This window comes from Endozoicomonas euniceicola, assembly GCF_025562755.1.
GTDB lineage: Bacteria > Pseudomonadota > Gammaproteobacteria > Pseudomonadales > Endozoicomonadaceae > Endozoicomonas_A > Endozoicomonas_A euniceicola.
The window spans coordinates 5,636,907-5,653,215 of the sequence record NZ_CP103300.1; the positions used below are offsets into that span (position 1 = coordinate 5,636,907).

Below are 16,309 nucleotides of genomic sequence, written 5' to 3' on the forward strand. Positions count from 1 at the left end.
TTCTCACTTTTTGGCTGACGGGCAATACGGTCTTGTGCGTCAAGGTAACCGGCAATAGTAAAAATGGGAGGAATCGAGATAGAAGGTGTTTTTGCCGGTTCAACCTAAATTCAGCGGTTAACCCCTGAGCTAAACTCTAACCCTCAACAATATTGAGGGCTCGAAGATGGTTCGACCACCAAAACCCACTCCCCCAAAGGGTGAGTTGTCTGAAATGAAAAAAGATCCCTTATCCGTCAAACTCGAAGTCGATTCTTTCGACGGTAAAATTCATGTCGAGTGGGAGCCTGAAGCATCGGTCACCCCAATGGGACAGCTTCCTTTTTTTATACAGTTTTTAAAAACAGGTCACCGATTTGAACCCTGGATTAACGATTGCCCACTAACTTATAAAAGCCCAAACGCCCCTCAAAAAGTGGATGTGATTGGCTCATTAATGCTTTCCATTCTTTCAGGACATAAACGCTATGCGCATATCGGAACAATTATTGGTGATAAAGTAAACGCTCAGTTGCTCGGGATGAAAAAAATTGTCAGCGATGATTCTGCCAGGCGTGGTTTAAAGAAGATTGACGAAGATGAAGGCGTTGAATGGATGCAAAAACACCTCCATCTCTGTTTTGATCCGTTATTAACCATTCCATGGATTATGGATGTTGATGTTACCGTGAAAACCATTTATGGGCATCAGGAAGGAGCGGTTAATGGCTATAACCCACATAAGAAAGGGAGACCCTCTCATACTTACCACTCATATATGATGGCTAATCTTAAATTAATACTGGAGGTTGAAGTCAGACCCGGAAATCAAAGTCAAAGTAAATACTCTTTACCCGGTTTAATGGAGCTATTAAATCGACTTCCAAAACGCTGCTGGCCTGAATTTGTTCGTGGTGATTGTGATTGGGGAAGTGACCGGGTAATGAGCGAATTGGAAGATGCTGGTTGTCATTATCTTTTTAAAATGAAGAAGCACGACAACGTTAAGAAAGCCATAGGGAATGCACACTGTAGCGGAGGATGGGTAAAATACGACAACCATTGGGAGGGAAAAGAATCCGTAATTAAACTGTCAGGTTGGAAAAAAGAAAGACGCATAATTATTGTTCGAAGACGGCGTCCTGAAAATGAAATACCGATGTTGGAAAAAGGAATAAAAGAACGTCAACAAACGTTAGCATTAATAGAAGAGCCAGAAAATATAAAAGCTTACGAGTATTCGGTTCTGGTCACATCTCTTGATAATGATATAGTCTCGATCATTAATCATTATCGCAATAGGGCTGACTGTGAAAATAACTTTGATGAAATCAAAAACCAATGGGGCTGGGGCGGTTATGTAACAAAAGATATGGCAAGATGTCGAATGCTGGCCCGAATGGTTGCCTTGGTTTACAACTGGTGGACGCTATACGTTCGATTGAGTAATCCGGACTCCCATAAAGAATCAATTACCAGCCGTCCCTTATTAATGAGTTCAATTGGCAAGCTGACCCACTCTGGCAACCAAAAGAAAATAAAGCTGACAAGCCAGCATCGATGGATGTATAAAATTGCGAAATTACAAAGTGAACTGTGTGATTTTTTTGATTCAATCAAAAGTATCGCACCGCAGTTGAATCCAATTAACGCATGGTGTCGTATTTTAACGAAAGCGGTCTCAAAATTTTTGAAAAAAGGGCAGGTTATTACGATGCAACCATTAATTCGATCGGGCTAATGACTTAAAAAAACGCTGCTCAGAACCGTGAGAAGCTATTCCTAATGGCATGGCTCAGTGGCGTTCAACTGCTGAATTTAGGTTCAATCACTTCCAGCTCATTATTGTCGGTATCGGTATAGAGGATTTTCTCTACGTCTTCGTCCTGTCGAAAGACATTCACAAAAGCCAGTGTCATCAGCTTATTGCCGCCAGTGGCGTTCAGTATCAGGCGATAACCACTCCATTGGTCTTTCAGGTCGATCAACAGGTTCAGTGCATAATCAGTGATCCGGTTAACGCCATGACTGGGCAGGTCGTGCTTCAGCACAATGTGCTCCGGTTGGAAATCACCGTGCTTTTGAAGCCACTGTTTCAGGGCGTCTCCCCGGGCTTTCATTTCTTCGGAAACCGCTACGACCACTACGTCCGGCCTGACGGTCATAACCGGCAGGATATTAGCGGCATTCTGCTGGGTGGCGATACACACCATAACGGTGCCGCAGTCTGTTGTATTCATTATTATTGTTCCTGCATGGTTGTCAGATGGTACTGCCCAAACCCGAATGAACTGTTCTTGCCAAGGTGCAGATATTGCCCAAGCATTAGCCAGGGAGCCAGCCGGGGATGGAGATTCTCAAGTTCAATGGTGCCGGTCAGTCCGCCCAGTTTCATGGATTGCTGTTGTCGGCTGGAATAACGCTCCACGGTTTGCCATTGCAGATCGCTCTTCAGGGTGACCGCTTCAAACCAGTGGGCGAACTGATGCCAGTCAGGCAGCTCCAGCCCCAGGTATAATTCACCCGCCAGACGGATTCGGCGTAGCAGGGCTTTTGCCAGTACTTCCGGTGTCAGAGCTTCCGGTTTCAGAAACTGTTTTTGCTGTTGCAGCCGCAGGGGTGTGAGGAAGTGCAGCTGGCAACAGTTAAAACCGCTGCCTGTCAGTAAATTTAACCGGGGTGAGTGTGGCTGAAAGCGGCAGTCCTGTGTTGAGAATACAGTTATACGATCATCGTTGTTTACTAATGTAACGTCCAACAGCTGGCCTGATACCCGCTGCCTGCCCAAACCGGTCGCCAGTGCCTGTTGCCAGGCTTGCACGACGACCGGTAGATCATCCAGTTCGTCACCCATTAATACCATGGCAAACTGTAATTGCTGCCCGGCTTCAATCCGGGTTTGTCGGGGTGGCTCGATCACATAAGGCGGCGGGTTTTCCGGAAATCGTCCATTCGCAGGGCGCTCCGGATCAAACAGCCGTTTATAGGCGCACTGTGGCGGGCAGGGTTCTTCACCATGGGCTGCACAGACTATCTGTTTTAACGCCCTGCCAAATACACTGCGCATTAGCGATCCGGAGAAGGCCGGTAAGGCCAAGGCTTTGTTCATACGAACCCGGAAACGGTAGCGGGCAACGGGAAGGTTTTGCATCAATTGGCTTTCTCCAGCAGTGTCCGGATTTTAACCATAAGCTCCTTTCCCTTGCCTTTTTTAGGTCCGGGACCGTGGTGGCTGAGTACCTTTTTAGCCAGCTCCACCAGACTTTCCAGCTCATCCTTTGCCCAGGGATTTCCTTCAGCCTGTTTAACGATACTGTTTAATTGTTTTTTACAATCTCCGCCCGCTTCTTTGTGGTTGCGCTCAATATCCTTCTGCAACTGTTTTTCCAGCTCGTAGAGTGCCAGTCCTGCTTCGCTCAGGCTGGATTTTTTCCGGGACTCTTCTTCCTGTTTTTGTTGTTCGGTCAAAGTCTCGGCAAAGTCTTTTTCAGCCGTTTCTTTTCGCTGCATGGCTCCATAACCCACCGATGTTTTTGAGCCCGCCCCGAGCCATTCCAGTGCATTTTCTAACTCTGCCATCACGGTATCCATGACTTCTGCCATGGCGGCTGTGCGTGGAGAAATGGCAAACAGAAACCGGGCTTCACGGGTCACCAGAAAGGACACCGGCACCGGACTGTGCCAGTCCGCCGGAACGGTTTCAGGGTTGTCAGCAGGGTGATCCGAACCGCCTTTTTCATACCACTTACCCATGTGGGGCGTCATGATATCCGCCCCGAGCTTTGGCCTGTCGACAGGAATGACGTCGTGGAATACCAATGCGCCTGTTTTGTTGTCATTGTTTTTGTTGTCATTGTTTTGATGGGCAGGTTCTTTAGACTCACTGCCAAACCACAGGTGCAGGGTCTCCGGATCAGCGCCTTGCTGTTCCATCCAGCTGCGCAGCAAACCTTTGACGGAAGCACCTTGCAGGTAGGGCGTGCCCAGAGTCGGGTGCCAGAGGAAACCATTTTCTACCGGATGAGGATTGCCCATACCCGTGACAAAATGCCAGTCGAGTTCATAGACTTGATACTGGCCTTGCAGATGATTAATCAGACGAACCAGACGTTGAGAAAATTTTTCAATTGCCGTGCTATCACCGCATGATCCGGATACGCTCCTGACCCAATCTGCTTTGTGACTTTTGTGCTTTTCGCCCACAGACCATTTTTCGGGATAAGAGAAAAACCGCTCAAACCATAAGCCTTTATGAAACGACTCAACGGGTTTATCACAGTGAGCCTTCTGATAAAGAGGCAGTTCAAGCATGGTCAATACTCCCTTTGATTTCAGCTCTGGCAAACTGTTTGACCCATACCATCAAAGCCTGGGTTTCAGCCTGTGCCTGACGGTATACGTGCATATCCGAGGATATAATGCCTTCAAGCACATCCTGCCCGGTGTAACAGCCTTCGTTTTTGCCGTGCCATTCACTGATCAGGTCATAAAGGTGCTGCCAGGCAATACCTTCCGGTTTTTCGGAATCACATTTACTTTTGGCAAACGCCAGTGCTTGCCCGAGGCCGTTCATTTGCACCATGGCAGGCAATGAGTTGGCATAAGCCTTAAAGCGTTTGGCGGCATCCTGTTTCTCATGACCGGCAATCTTTGTCACCTTTTCGTAACAAAAAGCGGCTCGTTTTTGCTGCATGGTCTGGGGTGTGTCGGTCATATTGCTGCTTTGTGTTTTGTCACTGCGACGGCGGGCAATGCCTTTGACTTTCAGGCTCATATTATGCGTCCTCCTGAACCTGATTCACTTTGAACCATCCCATGCCGGTGGTTTCGTTGCCGCCCACCTGCAAATAAGGTGTTGCGAACAACTGTTCTGTAACCGCTGTTTTTCCTTCAGCGGCGCTCATTTTACCGTTACGGCTTTTTTGAACGACAATCATCGTATACATAATGGTGTCGGGTGCCAGGGACTCTTCATACCAGAGCTTACCTTTTCTGACGGTTTTCGTATCACTGTCGATGGCTATGTGGGCATTCACGGGAATGGCTGCTCGACAGAGATGGCGGAAGTAGTCGTCGCTGATAACCGCCAGCTTGTTTTCAAGTTCATCGTGATGGTCTTCTGGCAAAACAGACTTCAGCAGTGCCAGCCCGGATTCAGCAATGCGGTCTTTAACAGAAAAGGCGTACTCTTCCAGATACAGGGTCGTTTTTCCCGGCAATTTTCCCGGCAAAGCCTCACCTTCTCCAACTTCATCATTGAAAACGACATTATTCCTGCCAGCACGATGCAGGTCTCTTTCCAGCCGTTTCAGCAGGGCAGGGCAGCAGATCCAGCGATAGTGTCCGGTGAGGGAGCGCACGGGCAGCAGCAGTAACCGGGCATCAGTGACCTGGAGGCTGCCTGCGTAGTCGCTGCCGTTATTATCTTTCGGGTCTGGTCCAAACAGGGTTTTTATATCCAGTCCTTCAATGGTTTGTGCTTTCGCACGCATGGCACCTTTCATGCCGGAACCGGCGACAAAAGGCCAGTCGTTATGTTTTTCCCGCTGAACCGGCAGGTCAACGACCCCTTCGGATTCACTGGCTCCCGCATGAATACTGGTTTCCGCCACCAGGGTCAGGAAAAGAGTTTCTGTAGTCATTGTTATGAGTCCTTATTTTTTCCAGAGTCCACAGGCTATTAGCCCATAGCCCCAATCAGTTTGCTGGCCGATGGTTTTGCCGTGCAGGCTCATCAGGTCTGTCAGTGAACGGTTCAGTGGCTTAACGAAATAACAGCTGCCTGCCGGTACGTAGCTTTTCATGTCGCCGGGCTGGCCTTTTTTTAAGTCCCAGCCGCCCCGGCGAACCGGCTTGCCTGCCATAACGCAGTGAAGCTCCATATCCAGACCGTGGATTGAGCCATGCCAGAGTTTTACATTTTCTTTCTCTACAGGTTTGAAGCCCGGCAAAGGTGCATTGCGGGTATCACCGAAGTCGGCATCGGTGAGTAGCATGAGCATTAGCCCCTGTTCATTGCCGCTGACTTTGGGACATTCCGGAAGGGCAGTTTGTTTAACCGGCTCAATACTGACCCTGGCCATGCGGCCTTCTGCGCCAAAGCGGATAAAAGGCGATGCCTCTATATCCTCCTGCAACCGCCTGGCAACGGATTCAGGCAGCCCCTCCAGCTCCATGCTGACTGCAACGTCTTCCTTCAAACGGAGGTGGCTGGTCTGGTATAACATTCCCTGTTCTACGGTGCCGGTGTTGGCGTTCCGGGCAATACCCAGCCGTGGTTCCGGTAAATACAGGCCATCACGGCGGGTCATTCCAGTGGAATTGTTTTCCGGCTTTTTACCCTTCAGAATATCCTGCATTAATGACAGGCTCAGGTACTGGTTGTCTGGGACTTTTGCTCCCGGACAAACATGCTCCAGCTCAGGCAGCTGCACCCGCCCCAGGTCGCACTCAACCGGCTTGCCGGGAATCAACCGGACGTATTCCGTTTGAGCCTCTTCTCTCTTTTTCAGTACTTTTTTTTCCAACAAGAGCGCTGGCCAGGGATACAACGGTTGATCCTGACAAAACAGTTGCAGCGCACCAAACGACAACTCACCTGTACTACGGCTATCACCCAGCAGTTTATTGATGCTGATTCCCTCGAAAGACGCTTCGCCCCGGCGAAAGGCCTGCCAGTCGGTATTCAGGCACTCCCCGATACGGGTACGGATAGCCCCGACAACAGTGCGCACTGGCGGTGGGAAGAGGCTTTCCAGCCGGTCAGCGCCTGCCGCACCATGGGGGCGGGACTCCCGGAAGAACCAGGTATCCACCGGAGTAAAGATCAAACGCCACCGCTGGCTCATAGTCGCTGCCCCTCTTTATCCTGTCCTTTGGTCACCAGAAAACGCACCAGCTTCAGGGCGTCTGCGGACAACCCTTTGCGAAGCTCAACTTTTGGTTTTTCATCTTCGGTGATCCGGTAGTAACGTTTGCACTGCTCAATTAACTGCTCTGCCAGTAGGCTGGCGTCGGTCTGGTTTTTTGCCTCGAAGCCAGTCTGCAAATACATTGATTTCAGGAGGGAGATTACAGCTTCTGCTTCTACCAGAAGATCATTCTCCTGTTCCAGCCCGAGCGTGGAAAACAGTTGCTCTGCCTTATGGAAAAAGCCCCAGGCAAAGCCGTTAATATCCTGTTTTTCTTGCTGAAGAGTCTGGCAGATATCGTCCGTCAGCTTGTCAATCACAAGCTTGTCACCCTGAACGGCTTTATCCCACGGGCAGCTCCATTCCAGATGCTTGCCACCGGGTTTCCAGACCCGGATAGCCAGGGAATCCCGACCGCAGTAATCTTTGGCGATGTCGTCCAGCAGGGTGTGGGAATCAGACAGCCCCTGCATCAGGGGCGACTTGATATGGCAATACTCAATAGCGCCAGACAATGTGCTGGTGGCGATTCCTTTGCCGTGTTGCCTGAAGGAGTCCGCATACTCGTTACGCAGCGCCAGGGCGCAGTTCATGGCGTCTTCCATGGGTAACAGAGCCAGCACATCGTCACCACCGGCGTATACCAGAAAACCGCTGTTTTCACTGACAATATCCGGAACCTTTTCAGTAAACGCATTCAGTGCCTGACTGATGGGTTTCTGTTTTTTGTTTTTGAGATCACTCATTTGGCTACCCAGAGAATCACCATCCATGCGTAAGATGGCGTAGAACGGGCTGGGTCGGGTTTTGGTGATTGCCTGAACTTTTCTCAAACATTGTTGTGCATCATCCACCTCCTGTTGTGAGTCCGGTTCCTGCTGTGCTTTGGTTTGCAGAATAAAATCAAACAGGTATTGCCCGTCCATGCGCTCCCACTGTTGTTTTTCCGGGTCACGACCGGCGGCATCACGGACACAGCGTGGTATTTCAGCGTGGCGGCTGTTGCTGGCTTCAAAGCCAGACAAGGCATCATGAAGACCCCAGATCTGATCCCAGTGTTCCGGTGTTTCAGCGCTGCGAATGGTATCGGCGAGCCAGTGCGCTGCTGCCAGATAACCCACTGAAGGTACATTAACGGGTACTCTCCAGCCATAGGCAACCCAGTTGTCCGGCATTGTCACCTGTAACCGGGGAAAAACGTGGGGGAAGCGGCGCTTGACAAATGCAATGGCACAAAGCTCTTCACCCTGTCGCAGGTCAACCTTGCCCACTTTTTTTCGGAGTGCTTTCCAGAACGCTCTTTCTCCCTGACCAGCACGGCCGGGGCGTTCGGCTCCGGACAGTTCCTGCCAGCCGTCCATCATCATGCATTTTACGCCCGGTTCTACCGGGGGATGCCAGGTGCGCCAGTTCTTCCGGCGATCCAGAAGGTTGGATGCTGTTTCCTCATCGCTCAGACACCAGCTTATTTCCCAGAAACCTTCTATCTGGCGTTCCCAGATTTTACGGGTTTCGGTCAGGTCGATGTCCAGAGCTTGCAGGTCTTGTTTCCAGACCGTTTCCGCCAGTGCCTGCCACGCAGCCCGAATGGCTGCCTCCACCACTTCAGGTTTGAAGTCGGCGGGGACTTTGGTGATTATGGCGGTGAAACGATTGGGAATGGCTCCCTGCTCAGGGGGCTCTCCTGTACCTTCGCCCTCCAGCCATTCAAGATACCCCCGGGCAGGGATCGGGAATTTGATATCCCCGTTCTGCTTCTTTATGGCATTCATGGCGATACCGGACAGCCACGACAACAGGAATGAGCCTGCCCAGAAATCGCGGGTACGACGGGCCTGAGCAACAAATCCCTGAACCGGACCGAGGGTGATGTGGAAATGCTTATTCGCCATAAATCACCTCCCGCTGTTCAAAGCGATCCATGAATTTGCGGATGACTGACCAGTTGACTGTGGCAGAAACATGACAAACTGTTTTTTTGTTTTTTTTGCTGCCGCACTTAACTTCCAGTTTTTGTTGTCCACTAAGAAACAGGCTTTGAAGCAATGTTTGGGTTAGAATGACGTCCCCATTTGCAAAGCAATGAACGTGGCTAAATAACGGCGATGCCCTCCGACCTTGACCTTGGTTTTTTAGTAGGTTTACATCAACATATTTCTTTGAATCAGTCGCACTACTGAGGTAGTAGTTATGGGGTAAGCCAAAAGCAATTCTATCTGGATGACTGTTTGGAGCCCTGCCTTTTGCTATTTGATATGCCCATTTATGGTCTTCAATGAAATTTCTTTCCGCCTCTTGACCTAAAATACGTCCATCCTTTCCCCAGCTTCTGTATAGCTGCAATTCATCATTTAACCTGAGAAGAAGTTGAAAGGCATCACTTCCGACAGAGGAAATGTCGATTCTGGAAAGGCTGGAGAATGCAGAGTATGGTGGCTCAGCTCTTGCCAGCTCTGCATTCTTTAGCAAACGTGCTACCAGCGAACAGTATTCTTCACGATTTTGGGGGGCAGAATAGGAGCCACCGGTTAAATGTTGGATTGACAGACTACCAAGCCCTTTTCTTGACCGGGCACCGAGGCCGCCAAACAAGCCCAGGCACAACAAGGCTTCTTCTAATTGCTGGTGCTGAGTTTCTGTCATGGTCTGGTTTGGGTAACAGCTGACCGTAAAACTTCCGCCGCTGGCAAGGTATTGCATCTTTTCATTGCGTTTGGTGATACCTTGCCCCAACAGATAATCAATGCCTGTCAGAATCTCTCTGCCCTTTTCGCTTTTATCGTTGTGTACACGAAGCCGAAATGCTGCCTGACAACCTTTGTTTTCACTTTTGTTATCGCTGCCGCCAGCGGCATAGCCAAGGAGTTCGCCTTCCTCTTTATGCAGATCTTTGAGTGTTTCGTTGTGATCTCCGGTATAAAGCCGCCCCCAGGCAAGGGCTCGCCACCAGAACCGTAAAGCACCCTTCACGGATGGAGGACGTATTTTGTCGGCACATTGATCGCTCGACGCATCCCCAAGAAACATGGGCGTCGAAATGCGATAACGCGCTTCCAGTGCAGGCAGGCGTTTGTTTTTTATCATAAATTAAGGCACCGTTTTATAATTGTTCGTTTCGGCTTACGGAATGATGGTGACATTCCCGGCTTTTAAAAGTAGTCGATGGTTGCCACTATTGTCATTGGCTCGTTGTGGTAAATAAGCCTCTGCCAGCTTTTTGCCCAGCTCGTGTTTAATGCGCTGCATCAGTTCATTGCGACGCTGGCTGTAGAATGTGCCGCGCATTCGACCATGGGAAAGGCTTTTTATGGTTCTCGGATTGATATCCTGATCCAGTAAACGCCCCTCCAGTACCGACCAGTCCTCACAATAATCTACGCCTTTTATTTCACACAAACTGCGGAGATAAGGGGAGTGGCATAACAAACTTTACCGGAGTATCTTTCCTGCTTACTCCCTCTGTGATTGATTGTGAACGTCATGTCCAGCGTTAATGTCACCCCTGAATGCAAACACCTCATTATACTTGCTGCTAAAAAGCTCAAAGGCTCTGAACACAGAGCCTTCATAGCTGAAGTCGCTGAACAGCTCTGTTTTGGTAGTCCACGCCTTACTGAAACCGAGTTCAATTTTGGCCGTCATACCGTTGAACTCGGGATGCATGAAAAACGAACAGGACTTGTTTGTTATGGAAATTACGCATCACAGGGCAAGCCAAAAGCAGAAGTAGCAAACCGTCAACTGGAACAAGACATCCGAAGTCTGGTTGACCCTGAAAGTCAGGCTGACCCGCAGCTCAGAAATACGTTCTCCTATGCTCGCATAACAGCCAGTGCTGTTCGGAAAAAACTGATTGATGAAAAAGGGTGGCAGGAAGAGCAACTTCCCAAAGAGCGTACTTTCTGCAACATGTTGAACCGTATGGGCTATAAACTTCACAAGGTACAGAAGACCACGCCGGAAAAAAAATCCCGGAAACCGATGCCATCTTTGAAAACGTCAAACAAGTAAAAAGCACCGCAAGCCAGAGAAAGCAGAGTCTTCAGATCAGCATTGATTGCAAAGCAACGGTTAACCTTGGAAATTTTTCCAGAGGTGGTAAGGCCAGAGGGGCAGAAGCGGTCAAAGCGCTGGATCATGATATGGCAACCAAAGAAAAAATGATCCCCTTCGGGGTACTCAATCTGGAAGATGATCAGCTGTATGTCTTTTACGGCAACTCTTACAAAACCAGTGATTTTATCTGCGATGCTATTGAGCAATGGTGGGAGCAGGTGAAGGAAGCTAACAGGTATGTCGATGAGCTGGTTATCTACGCAGACAACGGACCTGAAAGTAACAGCCACCGAACCCAGTTTCTTTTCAGAATGGTTGAGTTTGCCAAAAAAGCGGGGCTGAAGATACGGCTGGTTTACTACCCTCCCTACCACAGCAAATACAATCCGATTGAACGAGGCTGGTCTTATCTCGAAAACCATTGGAATGGAAGCCTTCTGAACACAGTAACGTCTGTTTTGGAGTGGACAAAAACAATGGTATGGAAATGCATGAACCCGATAGTGAAGCTACTTGATCAACCGTATCAAAAAGGTGTGAGACTGAGTAAACAGGAATTAGCTGAAATACAGCCTCACATCATTCGCCACCCTGAGTTAAAGAAATGGGATGTGACAATTGTTCCGGAACCGGTAAATTATTGATTGCCGCTCCCCTAAGGTCGCCCGATGGCTGCACTTGGCGTATTTTTGGTCGGCAGCGTAAAACCAGCTTCGTCACCGCTGTCTTTCAGATCACGGGCAAACATCAGTATAAGGGCAAGTTCCAGCTCACTTATTGATACAGGACAACCGGACAATTCAAGCGTTCGGTTGTGAATGTCAATCACCATTGAAAGTGGGGCGTCGGCTTTGTCCATGATCTGCACTGTTTCACTGAAACACGCCTTGCCTTCCAGAAAGCGATCCGGCAAATCCTCACGCATACGCACAAAGGGAATATTGGCCAGTGTTACCTCGGCTTCTGACGCATCACAACGTTCACCATTGCGATTAGTCACCATGCGGCTGAAAGGCGTTGGATAATAAAACCCCGGGCAGCTTTCGTAACCTTCGGAAACCAGAACGTGGGACAGCTGATCCTGCCTGCGGCCATACAGCGACAACGCATAACCGGTGTAATAACTCATGGTTTTTCGCCCACCCGCCAGAGATACATGCAAACGAGTTTCAGGTTTTGCAGTAAACCCCTGAATCAGTGTTGTTATGGTATCTGCGGTTGCCTCATTGTCAGCGGGTGTTTTTATATCGTTGAGCGGTGTGCCGTCCTGGTCCTGAATAATATGAATTCGGTCCTGGTTGAATATTGCGGGATTAAGTCCATAGTCCTGACAAAACTGGTAGAAGTGTCCTGAATCCTGGTTCAACAATCCCTCAGAAGCCCGTTTAGAGCCTTCGACGGTTGTTACCATATGAATTTCACCGGGTACGAACGGATCAGGCTGATGGATCAGTGCATATAGTGTTTCGGTGAGGATTTGCGGGGACATGCCCGAGGCAACGAACAGAATATTATTAAATGCTTTTTCTTCTGACATCTCACTCTCCCGGTTGATTCCTTCAACATTATGGTTGTTTTGGAAAGGCGGGGGGTATTTTACAAGCTTGTGAGGTTGTTGTGGCGATACTTGTAAGAAAATTCTGAACTAAACCAGAAAGCGCATCAGGCACTTTAACTGGGTAATCAGATTTTAGGCCGCCTTTTTTTGGGCATGTGTCGAATAATATGATCCATCAGCGCATCAGTATTGTAGTTATATGCGGCACTGTAATAGACCGGCTTAGGAATACGCTGGCTGGTGCTTTCCAGCAGGCGTTGTTGAATACTGAGCATCTGATTTTCCAGAAAATCAACCAGTCGTGGCTCCGGTCGGCCAGTGGAATGGTTCCAGTGACGGCCTTTCATTGCCATGTCAGCCTGATTAACAGCGACAATAACTCTGTCGCCGGAAATTGATTCCAGTACAACTCTTCATTCATCATAACAGGTTTAGCCTACCACCGAACGGAGGAACTGCCTGTCTATCGTGGTTATCGAGAAATAGTCCGTTGGTGCATTCTTTAAAATGTCTGCTTTTCAAAGACCCTGAAAAAGGGATAGTAAAGCACCAGGTCGAGAATAATTAAAAACACTGTCAAAACACTGGAACTGATCATCCACCCCGCCCCCCAGGCTGAGCCAATAACGGCAGGTGTCGTCCAGGGCGTGACGGCTATGGCTTTGGCAACAAGCCCTGCACTGGTGACTATGTAAGCAACTGTGGCGTTGATAATGGGGACAAACACAAACGGCAGGAAAAAGGTGGCGTTCATAACAATGGGTGTACCGAATATCACCGGTTCGTTGATCTGGAAAATGCCCGGTAACAGGCTCATGCGACCGATGCTGCGCAGGTGTACTGTACGACTGAAACTCATCAGAATCGCCAGGGAAAGGGTGGCACCAGAGCCACCAATAGCAATGTAGAAATCCAGAAATGGCTGTGTAAACAGGTTTGGTACCGGTTGACCAGCCGCATAAGCGCTGGCATTGATAGCAATATTGGTAAGAAAAACAGGCGACAGAATACCAACAACAATATTCGAACCATGAATGCCGGAAAACCAGAGCAGCTGACTGAGCATAACTGCGGCAATAATAGCAGGCAGACTATTAGATGCTAACACCAGTGGTTCGAACAGAGCCATGACCGCACTGGGGACCGGCATGCCAAAACTGCCTTGTACCAACAAACTGAGCGGGTAGGCTGTCATGAAAATAAACAGGACAGGGATAAGCAGAGAAAATGACGCTTCAATGGCCGGGGGAACCTGCTCGGGCATACGCAGGGTAATATTGTGTCTGGCAAGAAAGCGGGTCAGTTCCACTGAATAGTACGCTGATATCAGGGCTGTGAATATACCGGTACCGCCCATATACAGCATCGGCAATGCGCCACCCTTGTCCGGGGCGGCAATAAGAAGAAATGTCATTAACGACAGTGCTGCTGCACCAATGGCGTCCATCTTGTAGGAACGAGCCAGGCTGTAAGCGACCCCCATGGAAACAAACAGTGACATAATTCCCATGCTCATGCTCCATGGCAGGGTAATCACAGACCGGTGTTTGGCGATAAAATCCAGCCAGGTGCGACCAAAAGCATTCGTGGTATTTTCGGCAAAGGGAGGATTGGACAGTATAAGAATAAAGCTGCCAACAACGACAAATGGCATAGCCACAAGAAACCCGTCACGCAGAGCGGTTACATGTCGCTGACAGCCTATTTTGCCGGCAAATGGCCCCAGCTTCAGTTCTACAAACCGGATGAGCTGATCATAGAGTTTCATGCTACCTCACTCACCTGACCGAGGTGGTTCTTCTGTCGGTAAGACCGCAATATCGGCTTCTATACTTCATTCGGCATTCGGCATTCGGCATTCGGCATTCGGCATTTGGCATTCGGCGGTATTAAACCCTTGTAGTTCCGGATTCGTGATTCCTGACCGCAGCCCAAATACCTGTTAATAGTCGTACATTATAGACGCTGCCGTGACCTGAACCTGAAATTAATCGGGAGAGCACATGCTTAATAAGGTAATGCTAACTATCATTGTTCCGGTCATTCTGACAAGCACAAGCTCATTGGCTTCCAATAACAATGAGTTTTTTCATTCCGGTCTTCCTGAAAGAGAAGGGCATCACTTTATTGAAGATGCCAAAGTATCAGGCAATATTTACAACCTGACCCGGATTCGTGATCGTCGTGATGATGTATCAAACAGTTTTAAAGAAAACCTTTATCACTCCACCACCCTGTTAAACCTGGATTTCACTTCTGGCTTATTGAGTAATTTATTCGGGCTGAATGCCGGTATTTTTGGTACCTGGGATATCTGGAATTCAGGCACTTCGCAGCTCGGAGAGAGCTCGCTGATTGATGATAAAGGCAGAATAAAAAACGGTATCAGTATTTATAAAGCGGCAGCGCGGCTGGAGTCTGCCAGCTTTAAAGCGCATGCCGGTTATATTCAGCCATCTGGTCCGGGTGTTTTAGGGGTGAACTGGAGTTTTGTTCCCGGCACTTACCGGGGCGGAGAGGGAATTTACCGTTATGGTGGTTTAACTGTCGCCTGTATGTGGGTCGATCGATATAAAAAACCATGGATTTACGACACTAAAAGTATGCTGCGAAAAGATGGCTCAAAAATTCCCGGCGTATACAGCATCGGTGGCAGCTATGATTTTAACGTCGGTATCAGTGTGCTGGCTGGATTTGGTCAGGCTGATGATTTTATTGATCTTTATAAACTGAAGCTGACTTATGCAGGTCATCATTATACGGTCAGTTACCACTTTTACGGCATGAATGATAAGGATAATAGCGGCATTGTCTGGAATGCAGATAATACGAGCAATACCACCAATGATATTTTTGATGGGCTGGTGTATCAGCACGCCTTGATGACGGGCTTTCATCTTGGACGCTGGATGTTCAGGGCTGAGGCTACTTATACGCAGGCGTGGGGTTCTGAATCCAACTTTGCATTTCGTCCAACCGGGTATAACGGTGGGTTCGGAGGTTCAAACGGTGCTTATGAAGTGTGGTGGGACAGCCGCTCTGATTTTAATCATAATGGTGAAAAAGCCCTGTTTTTTGGCGCATGGTATGACTTTGGACAGGGGTGGCGTGTCGGTGTGTCTTATGCCCATGGCTGGGATGGTAAACCCAATACGTTAAACCCCGGCATAACCTCAACCAGAAAGCTGGAAGAGCAGGCGTACAATGTTGATGTTGGTTATACCTTCCTATCAGGTTACCTGAAAGGTGGGGCTATTAAGGTGCATGGTACTCTTTTTAAAAACAGGACGAATTTACCCAGCTGGTCAAGAGAATTTCCCAATGCTTTCAAAGACGAAAAGGATGTGAAGCTGATTTTTTCAGCGCCATGGTTATAAACTAAAACCGTTGAGAGTGCCCTTTGAACAAAACTGAGGGCGCAATCCCGCCTCTTTAGAGGGTGTCTTAAAAGCCAAATCTTAAACCCAGTGAAGCTCTTTCTCTCCTTAGTATGGAGCTTCACGGTATTTCTTTCCCAACTCGTCGTTTCGGTAAGGAATAACCAATTTTGCCCATACAGCAGCCAGGGAAGCCTGTTAAGCCATAAAAAAGCGGAAATAATGGCTTTTACAGCCCTGCTCAGGTTGTAGGCCAGCAGGTGCACTTAGGGTAGACATTAAGCAATACGCATTGCACCACAAGGGCTTCAGAGTGGCCGGCAGTCATACGATGCAATTATAGGTTCACACCATGTACCCGTGCAGCCCGCAGAACCTGTCTTGGTACTTCTGAACGGCTGGCCCAAAGTACTGCTTCAGAACCTGTG

General features: G+C 48.8%; 14 protein-coding genes and 1 pseudogene. 3 read left to right on the forward strand and 12 right to left on the reverse strand.

Features of this window, described 5'->3' with window-relative positions:
• The first annotated feature begins 166 nt into the window (after positions 1–166).
• Positions 167–1,720 carry a transposase gene (locus NX720_RS22940; protein WP_262596267.1) on the forward strand — a complete coding sequence of 518 codons (1,554 nt, stop codon included), beginning with the start codon at positions 167–169 and terminating at the stop codon, positions 1,718–1,720.
• A 64-nt stretch (positions 1,721–1,784) separates the two neighbouring features.
• On the opposite strand, the gene NX720_RS22945 is transcribed toward NX720_RS22940, so the two are convergent.
• Genes NX720_RS22945 through NX720_RS22985 form a run of 9 tightly spaced genes read right to left on the reverse strand, consistent with a single transcriptional unit; the run spans position 1,785 to position 10,316 of the window.
• On the reverse strand, positions 1,785–2,219 hold the full coding sequence (locus NX720_RS22945) for a PDDEXK family nuclease (RefSeq protein WP_262597782.1): 435 nt from the start codon (positions 2,217–2,219) through the stop codon (positions 1,785–1,787).
• Between the two features lie 2 nt (positions 2,220–2,221).
• Positions 2,222–3,130, reverse strand: coding sequence for a CRISPR system precrRNA processing endoribonuclease RAMP protein Cas6 (gene cas6, locus NX720_RS22950; protein ID WP_262597784.1), 909 nt, complete (start codon positions 3,128–3,130; stop codon positions 2,222–2,224).
• A complete protein-coding gene (gene cmr6 / locus NX720_RS22955) occupies positions 3,130–4,290 on the reverse strand; it encodes a type III-B CRISPR module RAMP protein Cmr6 (RefSeq protein ID WP_262597785.1) in 1,161 nt (386 codons plus the stop codon). The genes cas6 and cmr6 overlap by 1 nt, the downstream gene beginning before the upstream one ends.
• Positions 4,283–4,753, reverse strand: a complete 471-nt coding sequence (gene cmr5, locus NX720_RS22960; protein WP_262597786.1) for a type III-B CRISPR module-associated protein Cmr5 — start codon at positions 4,751–4,753, stop codon at positions 4,283–4,285. The genes cmr6 and cmr5 overlap by 8 nt, the downstream gene beginning before the upstream one ends.
• 1 nt (position 4,754) lies before the next feature.
• Positions 4,755–5,621 carry a type III-B CRISPR module RAMP protein Cmr4 gene (cmr4, locus tag NX720_RS22965; RefSeq protein ID WP_262597787.1) on the reverse strand — a complete coding sequence of 289 codons (867 nt, stop codon included), beginning with the start codon at positions 5,619–5,621 and terminating at the stop codon, positions 4,755–4,757.
• Positions 5,622–5,633: 12 nt separating this feature from the next.
• Positions 5,634–6,827 carry a type III-B CRISPR module-associated Cmr3 family protein gene (locus NX720_RS22970; RefSeq protein ID WP_262597789.1) on the reverse strand — a complete coding sequence of 398 codons (1,194 nt, stop codon included), beginning with the start codon at positions 6,825–6,827 and terminating at the stop codon, positions 5,634–5,636.
• Positions 6,824–8,782, reverse strand: a complete 1,959-nt coding sequence (gene cas10, locus NX720_RS22975; RefSeq protein ID WP_262597790.1) for a type III-B CRISPR-associated protein Cas10/Cmr2 — start codon at positions 8,780–8,782, stop codon at positions 6,824–6,826. The genes NX720_RS22970 and cas10 overlap by 4 nt, the downstream gene beginning before the upstream one ends.
• Positions 8,772–9,974 (reverse strand): type III-B CRISPR module RAMP protein Cmr1, encoded by a 1,203-nt coding sequence (cmr1, locus tag NX720_RS22980; RefSeq protein WP_262597791.1) that lies wholly within the window; start codon positions 9,972–9,974, stop codon positions 8,772–8,774. The genes cas10 and cmr1 overlap by 11 nt, the downstream gene beginning before the upstream one ends.
• A 36-nt stretch (positions 9,975–10,010) precedes the next feature.
• A complete protein-coding gene (locus NX720_RS22985) occupies positions 10,011–10,316 on the reverse strand; it encodes a hypothetical protein (RefSeq protein ID WP_262597792.1) in 306 nt (101 codons plus the stop codon).
• 231 nt (positions 10,317–10,547) lie between these two features.
• Between NX720_RS22985 and NX720_RS22990 the strand changes: the two are divergent.
• Positions 10,548–11,590 (forward strand): annotated as a pseudogene (locus NX720_RS22990) (ISAzo13 family transposase).
• Between the two features lie 11 nt (positions 11,591–11,601).
• Here the strand turns inward: NX720_RS22990 and csm6 are convergent.
• The 3 genes from csm6 to NX720_RS23005 all read right to left on the reverse strand — a co-directional run bounded on the left by csm6 (position 11,602) and on the right by NX720_RS23005 (position 14,272).
• Positions 11,602–12,483 (reverse strand): CRISPR-associated ring nuclease Csm6, encoded by an 882-nt coding sequence (gene csm6 / locus NX720_RS22995; protein WP_262597793.1) that lies wholly within the window; start codon positions 12,481–12,483, stop codon positions 11,602–11,604.
• A 146-nt stretch (positions 12,484–12,629) separates the two neighbouring features.
• Positions 12,630–12,857, reverse strand: coding sequence for a hypothetical protein (locus tag NX720_RS23000; RefSeq protein WP_262597794.1), 228 nt, complete (start codon positions 12,855–12,857; stop codon positions 12,630–12,632).
• Between the two features lie 149 nt (positions 12,858–13,006).
• Positions 13,007–14,272 (reverse strand): PTS sugar transporter subunit IIC, encoded by a 1,266-nt coding sequence (locus NX720_RS23005; protein WP_262597796.1) that lies wholly within the window; start codon positions 14,270–14,272, stop codon positions 13,007–13,009.
• Positions 14,273–14,507: 235 nt separating this feature from the next.
• Here NX720_RS23005 and NX720_RS23010 point away from each other — a divergent pair, with 235 nt between their 5' ends.
• Positions 14,508–15,881 (forward strand): OprD family porin, encoded by a 1,374-nt coding sequence (locus NX720_RS23010; protein WP_262597797.1) that lies wholly within the window; start codon positions 14,508–14,510, stop codon positions 15,879–15,881.
• The last annotated feature ends 428 nt before the right edge of the window (positions 15,882–16,309 follow it).

Coding starts and splice junctions, on each gene's coding strand:
- NX720_RS22940 (WP_262596267.1), top strand. CDS start 167: ATGGTTCGACCACCAAAACCCACTCCCCCAAAGGGTGAGTTGTCTGAA.
- NX720_RS22945 (WP_262597782.1), bottom strand. CDS start 2,219: ATGAATACAACAGACTGCGGCACCGTTATGGTGTGTATCGCCACCCAG.
- cas6 (WP_262597784.1), bottom strand. CDS start 3,130: ATGCAAAACCTTCCCGTTGCCCGCTACCGTTTCCGGGTTCGTATGAAC.
- cmr6 (WP_262597785.1), bottom strand. CDS start 4,290: ATGCTTGAACTGCCTCTTTATCAGAAGGCTCACTGTGATAAACCCGTT.
- cmr5 (WP_262597786.1), bottom strand. CDS start 4,753: ATGAGCCTGAAAGTCAAAGGCATTGCCCGCCGTCGCAGTGACAAAACA.
- cmr4 (WP_262597787.1), bottom strand. CDS start 5,621: ATGACTACAGAAACTCTTTTCCTGACCCTGGTGGCGGAAACCAGTATT.
- NX720_RS22970 (WP_262597789.1), bottom strand. CDS start 6,827: ATGAGCCAGCGGTGGCGTTTGATCTTTACTCCGGTGGATACCTGGTTC.
- cas10 (WP_262597790.1), bottom strand. CDS start 8,782: ATGGCGAATAAGCATTTCCACATCACCCTCGGTCCGGTTCAGGGATTT.
- cmr1 (WP_262597791.1), bottom strand. CDS start 9,974: ATGATAAAAAACAAACGCCTGCCTGCACTGGAAGCGCGTTATCGCATT.
- csm6 (WP_262597793.1), bottom strand. CDS start 12,483: ATGTCAGAAGAAAAAGCATTTAATAATATTCTGTTCGTTGCCTCGGGC.
- NX720_RS23000 (WP_262597794.1), bottom strand. CDS start 12,857: ATGGCAATGAAAGGCCGTCACTGGAACCATTCCACTGGCCGACCGGAG.
- NX720_RS23005 (WP_262597796.1), bottom strand. CDS start 14,272: ATGAAACTCTATGATCAGCTCATCCGGTTTGTAGAACTGAAGCTGGGG.
- NX720_RS23010 (WP_262597797.1), top strand. CDS start 14,508: ATGCTTAATAAGGTAATGCTAACTATCATTGTTCCGGTCATTCTGACA.